The 14,527-nt window shown below is 60.4% G+C and carries 14 protein-coding genes; 10 read left to right on the forward strand and 4 right to left on the reverse strand.

The features are described 5' to 3' along the window. Positions 1-109: 109 nt before the first annotated feature. The 6 genes from J7U39_RS05140 to J7U39_RS05165 all read left to right on the forward strand — a co-directional run bounded on the left by J7U39_RS05140 (position 110) and on the right by J7U39_RS05165 (position 6,644). Positions 110-1,468 carry an extracellular solute-binding protein gene (locus tag J7U39_RS05140; protein ID WP_210630722.1) on the forward strand — a complete coding sequence of 453 codons (1,359 nt, stop codon included), beginning with the start codon at positions 110-112 and terminating at the stop codon, positions 1,466-1,468. Between the two features lie 13 nt (positions 1,469-1,481). Further along, positions 1,482-2,447 (forward strand): ABC transporter permease subunit, encoded by a 966-nt coding sequence (locus J7U39_RS05145; protein WP_210631594.1) that lies wholly within the window; start codon positions 1,482-1,484, stop codon positions 2,445-2,447. Between the two features lie 2 nt (positions 2,448-2,449). Next, a complete protein-coding gene (locus J7U39_RS05150) occupies positions 2,450-3,370 on the forward strand; it encodes an ABC transporter permease subunit (RefSeq protein ID WP_210630724.1) in 921 nt (306 codons plus the stop codon). A 27-nt stretch (positions 3,371-3,397) separates the two neighbouring features. Then, the gene (locus J7U39_RS05155) at positions 3,398-4,126 is read left to right on the forward strand and encodes a glycerophosphodiester phosphodiesterase family protein (RefSeq protein WP_210630726.1); all 729 of its coding nucleotides are present in this window, start codon (positions 3,398-3,400) and stop codon (positions 4,124-4,126) included. A 3-nt stretch (positions 4,127-4,129) separates the two neighbouring features. Beyond that, on the forward strand, positions 4,130-4,846 hold the full coding sequence (locus J7U39_RS05160; RefSeq protein WP_210630728.1) for an HAD family hydrolase: 717 nt from the start codon (positions 4,130-4,132) through the stop codon (positions 4,844-4,846). Between the two features lie 166 nt (positions 4,847-5,012). After that, positions 5,013-6,644 (forward strand): FGGY-family carbohydrate kinase, encoded by a 1,632-nt coding sequence (locus tag J7U39_RS05165; protein WP_210630730.1) that lies wholly within the window; start codon positions 5,013-5,015, stop codon positions 6,642-6,644. Positions 6,645-6,670: 26 nt separating this feature from the next. Here J7U39_RS05165 and J7U39_RS05170 read toward each other — a convergent pair whose 3' ends face one another. Next, positions 6,671-7,162: a hypothetical protein gene (locus J7U39_RS05170; protein ID WP_210630732.1), complete on the reverse strand. Its 492-nt coding sequence runs from the start codon at positions 7,160-7,162 to the stop codon at positions 6,671-6,673. 155 nt (positions 7,163-7,317) lie between these two features. On the opposite strand from J7U39_RS05170, the gene J7U39_RS05175 reads away from it, so the two are divergent. The 4 genes from J7U39_RS05175 (at position 7,318) to J7U39_RS05190 (ending at position 11,712) form a co-directional block, all read left to right on the forward strand. Then, a complete protein-coding gene (locus J7U39_RS05175) occupies positions 7,318-7,968 on the forward strand; it encodes a TetR/AcrR family transcriptional regulator C-terminal domain-containing protein (protein WP_210630733.1) in 651 nt (216 codons plus the stop codon). Between the two features lie 50 nt (positions 7,969-8,018). Beyond that, positions 8,019-9,038: a ketol-acid reductoisomerase gene (gene ilvC, locus J7U39_RS05180; protein ID WP_210630735.1), complete on the forward strand. Its 1,020-nt coding sequence runs from the start codon at positions 8,019-8,021 to the stop codon at positions 9,036-9,038. 195 nt (positions 9,039-9,233) lie between these two features. Further along, a complete protein-coding gene (locus tag J7U39_RS05185; RefSeq protein WP_210630737.1) occupies positions 9,234-10,295 on the forward strand; it encodes a polysaccharide pyruvyl transferase family protein in 1,062 nt (353 codons plus the stop codon). A 115-nt stretch (positions 10,296-10,410) separates the two neighbouring features. Then, entirely contained in the window at positions 10,411-11,712 is a 1,302-nt protein-coding gene (locus tag J7U39_RS05190) for a Coenzyme F420 hydrogenase/dehydrogenase, beta subunit C-terminal domain (RefSeq protein ID WP_210630738.1), read from the forward strand. Here J7U39_RS05190 and J7U39_RS05195 read toward each other — a convergent pair. From J7U39_RS05195 to J7U39_RS05205, 3 genes are read right to left on the reverse strand one after another with little or no spacing between them, the layout of a single operon-like run. Continuing rightward, positions 11,686-12,660, reverse strand: coding sequence for a beta-xylosidase (locus J7U39_RS05195; protein ID WP_210630740.1), 975 nt, complete (start codon positions 12,658-12,660; stop codon positions 11,686-11,688). The genes J7U39_RS05190 and J7U39_RS05195 overlap by 27 nt on opposite strands. 32 nt (positions 12,661-12,692) lie before the next feature. Next, on the reverse strand, positions 12,693-13,292 hold the full coding sequence (locus J7U39_RS05200) for a histidine phosphatase family protein (protein ID WP_210630742.1): 600 nt from the start codon (positions 13,290-13,292) through the stop codon (positions 12,693-12,695). Then, the gene (locus J7U39_RS05205; RefSeq protein ID WP_210630743.1) at positions 13,289-14,392 is read right to left on the reverse strand and encodes an inositol-3-phosphate synthase; all 1,104 of its coding nucleotides are present in this window, start codon (positions 14,390-14,392) and stop codon (positions 13,289-13,291) included. Before J7U39_RS05205 ends, J7U39_RS05200 begins: the two co-directional genes overlap by 4 nt. Positions 14,393-14,527 lie beyond the last annotated feature (135 nt).

The raw sequence follows: 14,527 nt of genomic DNA on the forward strand, positions 1-14,527 counted from the left end.
ATTGACATTTGTAACAAGTGACCCCAACCTTGTTTTATCGCCACTCTGGGAGGGGTTGACCGACGCTCGACGCCCGGTCGGCGAACAAGGCAATGGAGAGGAAAACCAAATGACGGCAATGTCTTCGATAAGGTCCCGCATGGGGCTGACGATCCGGTCATTCGCGGCGGGCGCTGCACTGATGACGCTCGGATTGGCAAATGCGGGCGACGCCAGCGCAGCCGATCGCGTCAAGATCGAATGGTGGAATGCGGCAGGCGGCCGCCTGGCTGAAATCACCAATCAGTTGATTAAGGACTTCAACGCCTCGCAGGACAAATACGAGGTCGTCGGCATCGGCAAAGGCAATTATGAAGAGACCATGGCGGCAATGGTGGCAGCCTACCGCGTCCATCAGCAACCGGTGCTGATCCAGGCGGCCGAGCGCGGCTTTCTGACCATGTACAATTCCGGCGCGATCATTCCGGTGCCGGAGCTGATGGAGAAGGAAGACTACAAGATCGACTGGAACGATTTCGTCGCTCCGGTCGCCGGTTTTTATCTCGTCGACGGCAAGCCGGCGGCAATGCCCTTCAACAGCTCGACGCCGATCTTCTGGTACAATGCCGATCACTTCAAGGCAGCCGGGTTCGACAAGCCGGGCGAGACCTGGCAGGAGCTCGACAAGCAGCTGCGCGCCATCAAGGACAAAGGCGTTTCAAAATGCCAGATGGCGCTTGCGAACGACTTCTACTGGAGCCTGATCGAGAACTATGCCGCGATCCAGGATCAGCCTTACGGCACCAAGGCGAATGGTTTCGGCGGCCTCGACACCGAATTCATCTTCAACAAGAGCCCCTTGCTGGTGGGTCAGGTGACGCGCCTCAAGACGTGGATGGACGCCGGCATCCTGCAGATCGCGGGGCAGGGCCTCTCGCCAGACCAACTGTTCACCTCTGGAACCTGCTCGACCTATGTGGCCTCCACCGCGGCGCATGCCGCCGTCGAGAGCGGCGCGAAATTCAATTGGAGCGCAACGTTCCTGCCGCATGAGGAAGGCGTCGAGCCGAAAAACAGCACCATTGGCGGCGGTGCGCTCTGGGTTCTCAAAGGCAAGACCGAGGAAGAATACGCCGGCGCGGCCGCCTTCCTGAATTTCGTCGCCTCGCCGAAGACGCAGGTCTGGTGGAGCAAGCAGACAGGCTACGTCCCGGTTACGAATGCCGCCTATGAGCAGGCCAAGTCCGAGGGCTACTTCAAGGACCACCCGACCCGCGAGATCGCCATTCTCCAGCTCACGCGCGGCACCCCGACCGATAATTCGCGCGGCTTCCGCTTCGGCAATCATAATCAGGCGATGGCGCTTCTGGTGGAAGAGATCCAGGGTGTGTGGACCGGCCAGAAGACACCACAGCAGGCGCTGGATGCCGCGGCGGCCCGCGGAAACCAGATCCTCCGCCAGTATGAGCAGCTTCATGCAGCAAAGTAGAACCCTGGGAAAGATGGAAGGCGCCGCCCGGCGCCTTCGTATCCCCGATCTTCTGTCGACGGGCCGCTCGGTTGCGCAGCCGGCGGAGGCCGGGTTGAAGTCCGCCCACTTCAGCAAGCCGTGGCTCGCCTTCGGCCTGGTTGCGCCGCAACTGGTGATCCTGCTGTTCTTCTTTTTCATCCCATCCTACAAGGCGCTGTCGCTGGCTTTCGTTCAGGTCGATCCCTTCGGCGGCACGCAGATTTTCGTCGGGCTGGAAAATTTCCACAATCTGTTCACAAGCCCGGAATATCGCGCCAGCGCGCTGTTCACGCTCTGGTTCACCGTCGCACAGAACGCCGCAACGCTTCTGCTTGCCGGGCTCTTTGCCTTCGCGACCGATTTCGTGATCAGAGGTAGGGGGATCTACAAGAGCATCATCCTGCTTCCCTATGCGATCGCGCCTGTCATATCGGGCGTGATCTGGGCCTTCCTGTTCAATCCGGCGGTGGGGCCGATCGCGCAGCTTCTGCACGGGTTCGGCTTCGAATGGGATCCGAACCGGCGGCCTTTCGATGCGCAGCTTCTGGTGACCATCGCTTCCGTCTGGAAGAATGTCTGCTACGACTACATCTTTCTCGTCGCCGCATTGCTCGCCGTGCCGGTCTCGATTCTGGAAGCGGCAAAGCTCGACGGCGCAAGACCCGTCCGGCGCTTTTTCACGATTTCGCTTCCGCTGATCTCGCCGACGATCTTCTTCCTCGTGGTGATGAACTTCGTCTACGGCTTGTTTGAAACCTTCGGCATCATCGATGCCGTCACGCGCGGCGGCCCAGCGGGGGCGACGAACAGCCTGGTCTACAAGGTCTATCAGGACGGCTTCGTGCAACTGGATCTCGGCGCGTCGGCCGCCCAGTCGGTGCTTTTGATGCTGATCGCCGTCCTGTTCACCATCGTTCAATTCCGCGCCCTCGAGCGCAAGGTCAATTACCAGGTGTAGTCATGCCCGAACGTCATCTCGGTCTGTCGATCTTCTGCCACGCGATCTTGCTCGTCGGCGCGGTTTTCGTCTGCCTGCCTCTTTATTTTGCCTTCGTCGCCGGGTCGCTCACCTTGCAGGAGGTTCAGCAGGCGCCGTTCCCGGTGGTGCCGGGCAGGCATTTCTTTGAAAACCTGGCAGCGGCCTGGCAACAGGGCGAATTCTCCCAGCTGTTCCTGAATTCGATCATCGTCACCGCCGGCATCGTCATCGGCAAGCTGGCGATCTCGCTGATCGCCGCATTCGGCGTGACCTATTTCCGCTTCCCATTTCGCATGACGGCCTTCTGGCTCATCTTCGTGTCGCTGATGCTTCCGGTCGAGGTCCGCATCATTCCGACCTACGAGGCGGTCGCCGATGCCGCCGGCCCGATCCGCTGGCTGGTCGGGACCGTCGGGCTTTCCGGCGTCGTGGAACGGCTGACAGGATACAGCATCGAAGCCTCGTTGAAATGGAACATGGTCAACAGCTATGCCGGCCTGATCCTGCCGCTGATTGCCTCCGCCTCCGCAACATTCCTGTTCCGACAGTTCTTCCTGACAGTTCCGGATGAACTTTGCGAGGCGGCCAAGCTCGACGGCGCCGGTCCGCTGAAATTTTTCAAGGATATCCTTCTTCCGCTGTCGAGCGCCAACATCGCGGCCTTGTCGATCATCCTGTTCCTCTATGGCTGGAACCAGTATTTGTGGCCGCTGCTCTTCACCACGGACAAAGAGATGGGAACAGCGGTGCTCGGGCTGAAGCAACTCGTTCCGGTCTCCGACTCCGCACCCGCCTGGAACATTGCGATGAGTGCTGCGCTGCTCGTCATGCTTCCGCCGGCAGCCGTCATTCTCTTCATGCAACGCTGGTTCACCAAGGGGCTGGTGGACTCCGGGAAGTAAACGCCGAATCTCAAGGATATTCAGACGATGGTGCATATCATCGGCCACCGCGGTGGCCGCAATCTCTGGCCCGAGAACAGCCTCTCGGGCTTCCGTAAACTTGCGCAAATGCCGGTGGATGGCGTGGAATTCGACATCCACCTGACACGATCGGGAGAAATGCTGGTCATTCATGATCCGACGCTCGATCGCACGACCGATGCGCAGGGCATGGTCGCCGATCTCGGCCCCCGACAACATCGCGAAATCCGTCTCAAGGAAAGCGTTGGGGAAACGATCCCGGCGCTGGAAGAGGTCCTCGCCGTCTTCAAGAACACGCCCCTCGAGCTTCATATCGAGCTGAAGACCCAGGCCGATGGGACGCCTTACGAGGGGCTCGCCGCCACGGCATTTGCCGCCGTCGAGCGGCTTGGTCTTGTGGAGCGCTCGATCCTGACGAGCTTTCATCCCGATGTGCTTGCCGATATTCGCAAGGTCGCTCCTGGAATTCGCATCTTGTCGTCCTTCGACACCAAGTCCGCCGAACGCCTCGGCCTTGCGAGCGGCCTCAGCCTGATGAAGCGATGCTCGGATATCATCGCCGTCGAAAAATCTCTCCTGCAGGCGAAGTGGGACGAGATCACCCAAATTGTGCCGCTGGACCGCCTCGGCGCCTGGGTTCCGAACGAACTGAGCGATCTCGACTATTGGCTTGCCAAACCGATCCGGCAGATCACGACGGACCGTCCGGATCTCGCCTTGCAGGCGCGGGGTTGAGACATGCTCAATAGCCGCATCGATTATCCCGGCATCCCAGGCGCCGTGGACAGCATCGACCTCGTGATCTTCGATTGCGACGGCGTGCTGATCGACAGCGAGCCGATCGCCAGCCGCACACTGGCAGATACGCTCCAGGGCGCAGGCATTGCGATCACCGCAGCCGAGGCGCATGTCAAATTCACCGGAAATTCGGAAAGCATCATCGCCGAGATGTGCCGGCGTGAATACGGGATCATCGACGTCGCCGCGCTGTTCGAGAAATGGCATCTTCACCTGTTCGAGGAATTCGCGCGCTCGCTGACGCCCATTGCCGGCATCGCCGAGGTCGTCAACAGTCTCGACCGCCCTAAATGCGTCGCATCGAACAGCACGATGCGGCGGTTGCGCAACAGCCTGGGCAAACTCGATCTCTGGAGCGCCTTCGGCGAAGACGTGTTCAGCGCCGAATTCGTCTCCCGGCCGAAGCCGGCGCCCGATCTGCTGCTATATTGCGCCGAGCGTTTTCGGGCCCGGCCGGCGAGATGCATCATGATCGACGACAGCGTTCATGGTGTGACGGCGGCAATCGCCGCAGGCATGACGGCCATCGGATTCGTCGATCCGGCCGATCCGAGGCCCGGCCGCCGCGCCGTGCTCGATGCCGCCGGAGCCACCGCCGTTGCGACAGGGGCAGGGGAGCTTACCGCCATTCTGGAAAATGTCGGAGGGAGGCTGTGAGGCGCCCCGGGCGGTGGGCGCGCTCGGTGCCCAGCCTCCTTGCCATGTCGCCGTGACCGCGTAATGTCAGCCTCCCTGGAGGCGGGACTCTTTCCAGACAACAGACTTCGAAATTCGACCCCAGCCGCTAATCAACCCGATCCTTGGCGATCTGAAACGAGAGACCATGAGCGACACATCTCATACAGCGGAAGCCGGCGCTAAATATGTCATCGGCGTCGATGTCGGCACCGGCAGCGCTCGAGCCGGCCTGTTCGATATGGCCGGCCGCATGCTTGCCTCCGCCAAGCGAAATATCAGCCTGTTTCATGAAGCCGGTTCCATCGTCGAACAATCGAGCAGCGAAATCTGGAGCGCCGTTTGCGCGGCCGTGCGAGAGGCGGTTGCCGCAGCCGGCGTCGACCCGGCTTCCGTGGTCGGGCTCGGATTCGACGCCACCTGCTCGCTCGTCGTCCTCGGCGAAGGCGGCAAGTCGCTTCCCATCGGGCCTTCGGAAGATCCGGACCGGGACATCATCGTCTGGATGGACCATCGCGCCGTCTCGCAGGCGGAGCGCATCAATGCGTTTGGGCATGAGGTGCTGCGTTATGTCGGCGGTCGTATTTCGCCCGAAATGGAAACACCCAAACTTCTCTGGCTCAGGGAAAACCGCCCTGGCGTCTTTGATGCTGCCTGGCAGTTTTTCGATCTTGCGGATTTCCTTACCTGGCGGGCGACTGGCGATCTGTCGCGCTCGACCTGTACAGTCACCTGCAAATGGACCTATCTCGCTCATGAAAAGCGGTGGGACAGCGGTTATTTTCATCAGATCGGTCTCGGCGTGCTGGCAGACGAAGGGTTTGCCCGCATCGGAAAAGTCATTGTCGAGCCCGGTTCGGCACTCGGCCAAGGACTGACTGCGGCAGCGGCGAAGGAGCTCGGCCTGACGCCGGGCACGGCCGTAGCAGCCGGGCTGATCGATGCCCATGCCGGCGGTGTCGGAACCGTCGGTGCCGATCCGGAAGCAAATCTTGCTTATGTTTTCGGGACCTCTTCCTGCACGATGACGTCGACGGCAGAACCGTCTTTCGTGCCCGGTGTCTGGGGACCTTACTATTCGGCGATGGTGCCGGGCCTGTGGCTAAACGAAGGCGGCCAGAGTGCCGCCGGCGCGGCGATAGACCACCTCCTCTCCTTCCACCCGGCGGCCGGCGAGGCGAAGGAGCTTGCAAAGAGCGCCGGTATTGCTCTGCCGGTCTTGCTTGCCGACATGGCCGCCCGCAAGGCGGGGCGTTCTTCCGGCGCCGTCAAGCTGGTGGCCGGGCTGCACGTCGTACCCGAATTCCTCGGCAACCGTGCGCCCTTTGCTGATCCGCATGCCCGCGCGGTCATTGTCGGTCTCGGCATGGAGCGGGATGTCGACAACCTGGTCGCGCTTTATATCGCGGGGCTTTGCGGCATTGGCTACGGCCTCAGGCAGATCATCGAAACGCAGGGCGAGGCGGGGGTGACCATCGAGAACATCGTCATCAGCGGCGGGGCCGGCCAGCACGATTTCGTCCGCCAATTGCTCGCCGATGCGAGCGGCAAGCCGGTGGTGGCGACGAAGGCCGAGGAGCCGGTATTGCTGGGAGCGGCCATTCTCGGCGCCGTCGCCGGCCGGCAGTTTGCGGATGTCCGAGCAGCGATGAGCGAACTCACCCGGGCGGAAACACGGTTTCAGCCATCGGGGGGCGAAATTTCCAATCTCCACCGCAAGCGTTACCAGGCGTTCAAGGAGCTTCAGACGTTGGCGCGCAAGCTTCGCAGCGATGGCTGACATCGCTGTGCGACAAATGCCGCGGGCTAATTATTGATGGCGATGATCGCCCAATGGCTCTCCTCGCAGGCGTTGTCGTCACAGACTGCACCCATCCAGACGGCGCCATTTGCGAGCATCACTCCTTCGCTGCTGACGAAGAGATCCTCATACTGCTGGCGGCCGACAGCGCGGCGGGTCTCCTGGGTCACCAGATCGTCGAAATTCTCGATGAAATCCTCGGCGTTTTCGACATCATAGGTTTCGCCATCTGCCTTTACGCTCAGCGGATATTCGGCAAGGCCTGCGATGGTTTCTGCATCGCCGGCGCGCATCGCCTGGACGAGTTGGCGCAGCGGCCGGTCGAACCCGGCGGCATCGCCGTGCAATTCCTCGATGCGATTATAGACCTCACTATCCGACTGCGCGGCGGCGCGGCCGGTGAAGGACGTCGTTGCCAGGAGCATCGCTCCCGTCAGGAGAAGGGCGGCAGATGGACGCAACATGGAAGACTCCCGGCAAATGATTTTGCGCGGCATTATGCAATCTGCATCCGGTGTCCGCCTATCCAATTCTGGTGCAGCGCCGGCCTTTCCCGTATAAAAATCTGCCTGGACCTGCTTGACGGCCCGATCGGATTGTCGCATAAAGCTCGCGAACCGTACCGTACGGTACGTATAGGGGAGCCTTGACCGTGTCCGTCGATACTGCAGAGCCGAACGAATTTTCGTCGCGCCAGAACGCCGTTCTGGAGCAGGCGCTGCGGCTGCTCGTTGATGGCGGCGAGAAGGCGCTGACGACCTCCGGTGTTGCGCGCGCCGCCAATTGCTCCAAGGAAAGCCTCTACAAGTGGTTCGGCGATCGCGACGGCCTCTTGTCGGCGATGATCGCCTATCAGGCGAGCAAGGTGCGCACCTTCGAGCGCAACGGCGAACGGCTGACGGCGACGAGCCTGCACGATCATGTCGTCATCTTCGCGCGGGACCTGCTGGAGGTGCTCGCCGGCGACGTCTCGCTGGCGCTGAACCGGCTTGCCATTGGCCAGTCGCACCGCGACGGCTCGAAACTCGGCAAGCTTTTGCTCGAACGCGGCCGCCGCCAGATCGACCGGCGCGCCATGGCGCTGATCGACGCCGGAAAGAGGGCAGGGCTGCTGCGGTTTTCCGATGCGGACGAAGCCTATCATACGCTTTACGGCCTTGTCGTTTCCGACCTGCATGTGCGCATGCTGCTCGGCGAACCCGGCCTCAAGGATACCGCGCGCCAGGCGGAGAGGGCGGTCACCGCCTTCCTCCGGCTCTACGGCACGGACAAGGTTCTGGCGGAGATGCCGGCTCTCGGCTGATTTCGCCTTAATGACAGTCAACAGGACAAGCACAAGGGAAGGAACTTCAAATGCGCGTCTATTACGATCGTGATGCCGATCTCAACCTCATCAAGGCCAAGAAGGTCGCCGTCATCGGCTACGGCTCGCAGGGCCGCGCCCATGCGCTGAACCTCAAGGACAGCGGCGCCCAGAACCTCGCCATCGCGCTGAAGGCCGGTTCGCCCACGGTCAAGAAGGCCGAGGCCGATGGCTTCAAGGTCATGACCGTCGCAGAAGCCGCCGGCTGGGCCGACCTGATGATGATGGCAACGCCGGACGAACTGCAGGCCGACATCTACAAGTCGGACATCGCGCCGAACATCCGCGACGGCGCCGCCATCGCTTTCGCCCACGGCCTCAACGTTCACTTCGGCCTGATCGAGCCGAAGGCTTCGGTCGACGTCGTCATGATCGCCCCGAAGGGCCCGGGCCACACGGTTCGCGGCGAATACCAGAAGGGCGGCGGCGTTCCCTGCCTCGTCGCCGTTCATCAGAACGCCTCCGGCAACGCTCTTGAACTCGCTCTCTCCTACGCCTGCGGCGTCGGCGGCGGCCGTTCCGGCATCATCGAAACCAACTTCCGCGAAGAGTGTGAAACCGACCTCTTCGGCGAACAGGTCGTTCTCTGCGGCGGTCTCGTCGAGCTCATCCGCGCCGGTTTCGAAACGCTGGTTGAAGCCGGTTACGCGCCTGAAATGGCCTATTTCGAGTGCCTGCATGAAGTGAAGCTGATCGTCGACCTGATCTATGAAGGCGGCATCGCCAACATGAACTACTCGATCTCCAACACGGCCGAGTGGGGCGAATACGTCACCGGTCCCCGCATCATCACCGAAGAAACCAAGGCTGAGATGAAGCGCGTGCTCAAGGACATCCAGACCGGCAAGTTCACCTCCGAGTGGATGCAGGAATACCGGTCGGGCGCCGCCCGCTTCAAGGGCATCCGCCGCAACAACGACAGCCATCAGATCGAGGAAGTCGGCGCCAAGCTGCGCGGCATGATGCCCTGGATCGGCAAGAACAAGCTGGTCGACAAGTCGGTCAACTAAGCTGTTTCAGCAAGGCCGGAGTGAAAGCTTCAGCCTGCAAACTGCTGATAACCCCCGGCTGAGCTGGGGGTTATCTGATTCATTGCGACATGCTGAAGAAAGCTGCTCCCGAACCAGGAGCGAGCTGCGGTTTGTTGGGAACGGAACTGGAGTTGGTCGGTTAGTGGAATCTATTCGATCTGCTTCAGGGACCAGATGCCTAAGGCCGGAATTCTTACCTTTCATCGCTGCATAAATTACGGCTCCTATTGGCAGGCACGCTGTCTGGCCGAAGGCCTTGCGTCCATGGGAGTGGAAGCCGTTCTTCTGGAACATGTGTCCGATCGCGTGAACCGCGCGGAATGGCGATGCGCGCTGCAACCGCTGCTTCCTGCCGCAACGCCAAAGGAAGACTACCCGCTCTACAAAGCGAAGATCCGGAAATTCTTTCACTCGTTTGCCAGCCTACCTCTTTCATCGCCTTTTCCCTTGGAGAACCCAGCGGCGATGGACGACTATTCGCTCATCGTCGTCGGCAGCGACGAGGTGTGGAACCTTCGCCATCCCTGGTATGGCGGGTATCCGCTGTTTTATGGAGAGGGCCTGCGATGCGGGCGTCTTGTCTCCTATGCCGCGACGTTTGGAAGTCTGGCGTCGTCGGAGCGGCTGGAGGGTTGGGCGGAAAAGCTGCGTAAGTTCTCTCATATTTCGGTTCGGGACCTCCATTCGGACCGGATCATCCGCGAGACATTGGGACTGGAGCCCGAACTCGTTCTCGACCCGTGCCTGCAATTTCCGCAGACGATGAAGGCGAGCGGGGATGACGGGGAGGCGGCAGCGTATATAGCCGTCTACGGGCACAGTTTTCCCGTGTGGTTTCAGGATGCAGTGCGCCGATGGGCACGAGACCGGGGTCATCCGCTTGTCAGCATCGGCTATCGGAACGATTGGGCCGACGAACAATGGATTGATGCCGGCCCGGAGGACTTCGCCAGCTTCATTTCCAAAGCAAAGGCTGTCGTAACGAACTTCTTTCATGGATGCGTGTTCTCGCTCGTCAACGACAAGCCATTTGCATGTGTGCTCTCCGATTACCGCTCCAACAAGCTTCGCGATCTAACGCGGCTCGTCCGAGCCGAACATCATGTGCTGACCGAAGATACGACGCCCTCGCATCTGGATGTTATCCTCGGTAACCCACTTCCTATGGGCATTTCGCAGCGCATATCTTCGCTGCGCGATACATCCAACGTCTATCTCAGCCATGCCTTGCAATAGCTCCGCTCGACAGAATCGGCTCACGCCGGGCATCGCTCCCAAGGATATTGCAGGCGCCGGCTTCTGCATCGGCTGCGGCTCCTGTGCCGCAAGGTCAGCGCGACCTGATGTGCGCATGGAACTCGACCGGTACGGGCAGATGAAGCCGACAGGCCCGACGACTTGGTTGCGGGGCCGTGATGAAGAATTTGCGCGAATTTGCCCGTTTTCGCCGGTGGCCCGGGACGAGGACGAATTGGTAGCCGAATATTTTGCCGGTGCGAGAAACCGAGACCCTCTGCTGGGCCGTTTCGAGGCTGCCTTTGTCGGCCATGTCGAGGAAGGGGAATATCGTTCGAGTGGCAGTTCCGGCGGCATGGTCACCTGGGTGGCGGCGGAATTGCTGCGCCTGGGGCTTGTCGACGGTGTTGCTCACGTCAAGGCGAGCGATGATCCGCAATCGGAAGGGCGCCTGTTTCATTATTCGCTGTCACGTAATCTGCAGGAACTTCAGGCCGGCGCTAAATCCCGATATTATCCCGTCGAGCTTTCCGGCGTGCTTCAGTCCATTCGCGAGGCGCCCGGCCGGTACGCCGTGGTTGGCATTCCCTGTTTCATCAAGGCGGTGCGACTGGCCTGTGCCAATGACCCGATATTGAAGGAGCGAATTGCCTTCACGCTTGGGCTGTTTTGCGGCCATATGAAAAGCGCGCGCATGGCCGAGAGCTTCGCATGGCAGATGGGGCAGGACATCAGCAGGGTTAAACGGCTCGACTACAGGAAGAAAGCCCAGGATCGGCCTGCGAATTGGTATCGGGCTGAGTTGACCCTCGAAAACGGAGAGACGTGCGCCCAAGACTGGTGGCATCTGGCCGATGGGGACTGGGGCGCGGGCTTTTTTCAGAATTCCGCCTGCAATTTCTGCGACGACGTCGTTGCGGAAACGGCCGATATCGCTTTCGGGGATGCCTGGAAGGAGCCCTATTCCTCTGATGGAAGAGGAACGAACGTGATGATCGTCCGCTCAACAGCACTTCTGGATGCGATAGATGCGGGGATCGCTGACAAGAGGATCGTACTGTCTTCAGTGGATTCCGACTTCGTTATCGCCACCCAGGCCGCCGGATTCCGCCAGCGTCGCGAGGGCCTCGCATTCCGCTTGACCTGGCCTCGCATGGGTATGCGCCCGCGTAAACGCGTCCGTGCCGGCAGCCCGAACCTGTCTCGGCAGCGCATGGCGGTCTACATCATGCGCTATGGGATCAGTTTCTGGAGTCATCGCGTCTTTTCGATCGCCGTTTTCCTGCATAGCCCCAGACTTTACATTCTGTGGGCTCGTGCTGCCCTGGCATGCTATCAGGGCGTCGCTTATTCCCGGGGACCGATCGGCAGGATAGCCCAGAGCCTGGGTTTAGCCGGCTCCGAGGGACGCACGTGATTCAAGCCCCAGCAGTCGGGCTGCCGACTTGGCAACGCGCGACACATATCCGCTATCCCTGTGCGGCGCGTAACGGTCGACCATTTCTTCGCAGAAGCCGGCGAATTCTTCGGGCACCAGGGGTGCACTGGTATGGTGCGGCGCGATACCTCGATGCTCCGGAGTGAAGCAGAATGTCACCGTTACGTCAAAATCTTCGAGGGCCCGCATCTGTCGGTCGAACCAATCGAGGGCATTGGGCCGGAATCGGTCTGCCCAGGAAAGCCCGGTACGCACAGATTTCACGCCCAGCCGCCTCATCCAGGCAGCGGCCTCATCCAGCCGCGGATCTTCGAAATGGAACCATTGCACCAGTCCGAAATCCGGCGTGTGTTTGGCAAACTCCTCAAGCGCCGGTTTCGGCGTTCCGTCTTCGCGCAAAATGCCCATATAGTAGTGTCGATAGTAGGAGGAGCCTTCGGCTTCGCGATGACGCGTTGTTGCCTCCCATGATCGTGGGAGGTCGTAGAGGCTGTACCATTGGCAGCGCTCGACTTTGCCCTTGAGCAACTCGGCAGTTCGTTGGAGACCCCACAACTGCACTTCCTCCGCGCCGAAGGTCGAGACGCCCACTTCGCTGACCCAGATCGGCAGATCGGTGACGGCGCGTATTTCGTTGATTTTCTCCGGCCAGTCATGAATCTGCCAGAGGTTCCAGTCGAGCGGGAAACCATGCAGCGCGACGGCATCAAGGTGATCGAGCACACCGTAATTCTTCATGCGGCTGATGAAGAAGGGGTCTATCGGAGATATTCCGCCGAGCACCTTCGTCAGTTCCGGATTCTTGGCTGCGATAGCATCGGCCGCCAGGATTGCCATTTGCGCAAACAGGCTCCATTCGGGATCGATCTCAGGATCCCAGTGCGACTTGTTGTTCGGCTCGTTCCAGATCATTGCAGCTTCGATCATTTGACTTCCCCGGGCAGGATTTAACGAACGGGTTATAAGGTCACTTCGTTGAGCGTCATCACTTTTGCACCCCAGTCGCCGATCACAACCGTCGTGACGGAGGCGGGCGCGATATCAAATCTCGGCCAAGCATCGAGCGGCAGTCCCAGAACATGACAGACCGCCGCCTTGATCACATCGGCATGAGACACCAGAGCTATTCGCTTCCCATTCCCGCAGCTGGTAAGGCTCTCCATGAGGCTGAAAATCCGAGCCTGGATGTCCAGCATGGTCTCGCCTCCGGGCGTGCGGGTGAGGCTGCGTGTGGTATTCCAGCGGCGCCACAGGGGATCGTCGTTGAGAACGTCGAACGTCTTTCCGGACCAATTGCCGAAATTCACCTCGTCCAAAGCATCGTCCGTTTGCGGTAGAGACAGGCCACAGGCCGATGCGATACCTTCTGCCGTCTCCCGTGTTCGTTCGCGCGGGCTGGTGTAGATCTCATTGATGTCCTCGCGCCGCAGCCTCTGCCCGAGACGCTGAACTTGCGAGCGGCCGGCTTCGCCAAGCGAAATACCGGCTGTACGGCCCGCCAGGAAATTCCCGACATTGTCGTGCGCGGCGTGACGCACCAGGAAGAACGTTGCCGTCATTCCGCGGCTCCGCGCAGAACATCCTCCTGGTCATCGATGAAGTTCTGCGTTCGGCGGCGGGCCTCGTAATCGGTGAACTGCTGCGGCGGCGATTTCATGAAATAGCTCGACGGCCCTGTCAGAGCTCCGCCTAGGCCTCGGTCGAGGGCCAGTTTGGCGCAGCGTATTGCATCGATGACCACGCCGGCGGAATTGGGCGAGTCCCACACCTCAAGCTTGAGCTCTGCATTGAGCGGCACGCCCCCGAAAGTGGTACCCTCGAGCCGAATATAGGCCCATTTCCTATCGGTGAGCCACGGAACATGGTCACTCGGCCCGACATGTACATCGTCTGCAGGAAGCGGAATGTCCAATTGGCTGGTGACCGACTGGGTCTTGGAGATTTTCTTTGATTCCAGCCGCTCGCGCTCGAGCATATTGAGAAAATCGGTGTTTCCGCCGAAATTGAGCTGGTAGGTCCGATCTACACGGACGCCCCGTTCGCGGAAGAGATTGACGAGCATTCTGTGGACGATGGTCGCCCCCACCTGGCTCTTGATGTCGTCGCCGATGATCGGCAGCTTTCGGGCGGCGAACTTCTGCTGCCATTCCGGTTTGGAGGCTATGAAGACCGGAATGCAATTGATAAAGGCGCAACCTGCCGCGAGCGCCTGTTCGGCGTACCACTTCGTTGCTTCTTCCGAGCCAACGGGAAGATACGAAACCAGCACGTCCGTGCGGGTTTGCCTGAGGATTTCCGCCACGTCCGCTGAAGGCTCCGTCGATTCCTCGATCCGATCCTTAAGATATCTCCCTATCCCATCCATCGTTCTGCCGCGATTCACCTCGACCCCGAGCGGAGCGACATCTGCGAAACGTTGCGTGTTGTTTGGCTCGGCGTAGATCGCTTCCGCGACATCGCGCCCTACCTTTGAAGCCGCGACATCGAAGGCTGCGGATATCTCAATATCGTGCACGTGATATCCACCGAGATCAATGTGCATGAGGCCTGGAACCGGCTCGTTTTCCCGGGCGTTATCATAGTAGGTAAGTCCTTGAACCAATGACGAGGCGCAATTGCCAACTCCCACCAATCCAACGCGAATGGATTTCGAACGCATGGTTCCCTCCAGGGGCTGCTTGCCGAGGCATCTACAAAGCTAACAAGCGGGAGCCGCCACGGTTCCCGGCCCTCCCGATTATTTCAATCACGTCTGGCGGTCGTCGAGTTCGGGCAGGCATTGCCGCAAAGAGGA

This window comes from Rhizobium sp. NLR16a (assembly GCF_017948245.1).
Lineage (GTDB): Bacteria > Pseudomonadota > Alphaproteobacteria > Rhizobiales > Rhizobiaceae > Rhizobium.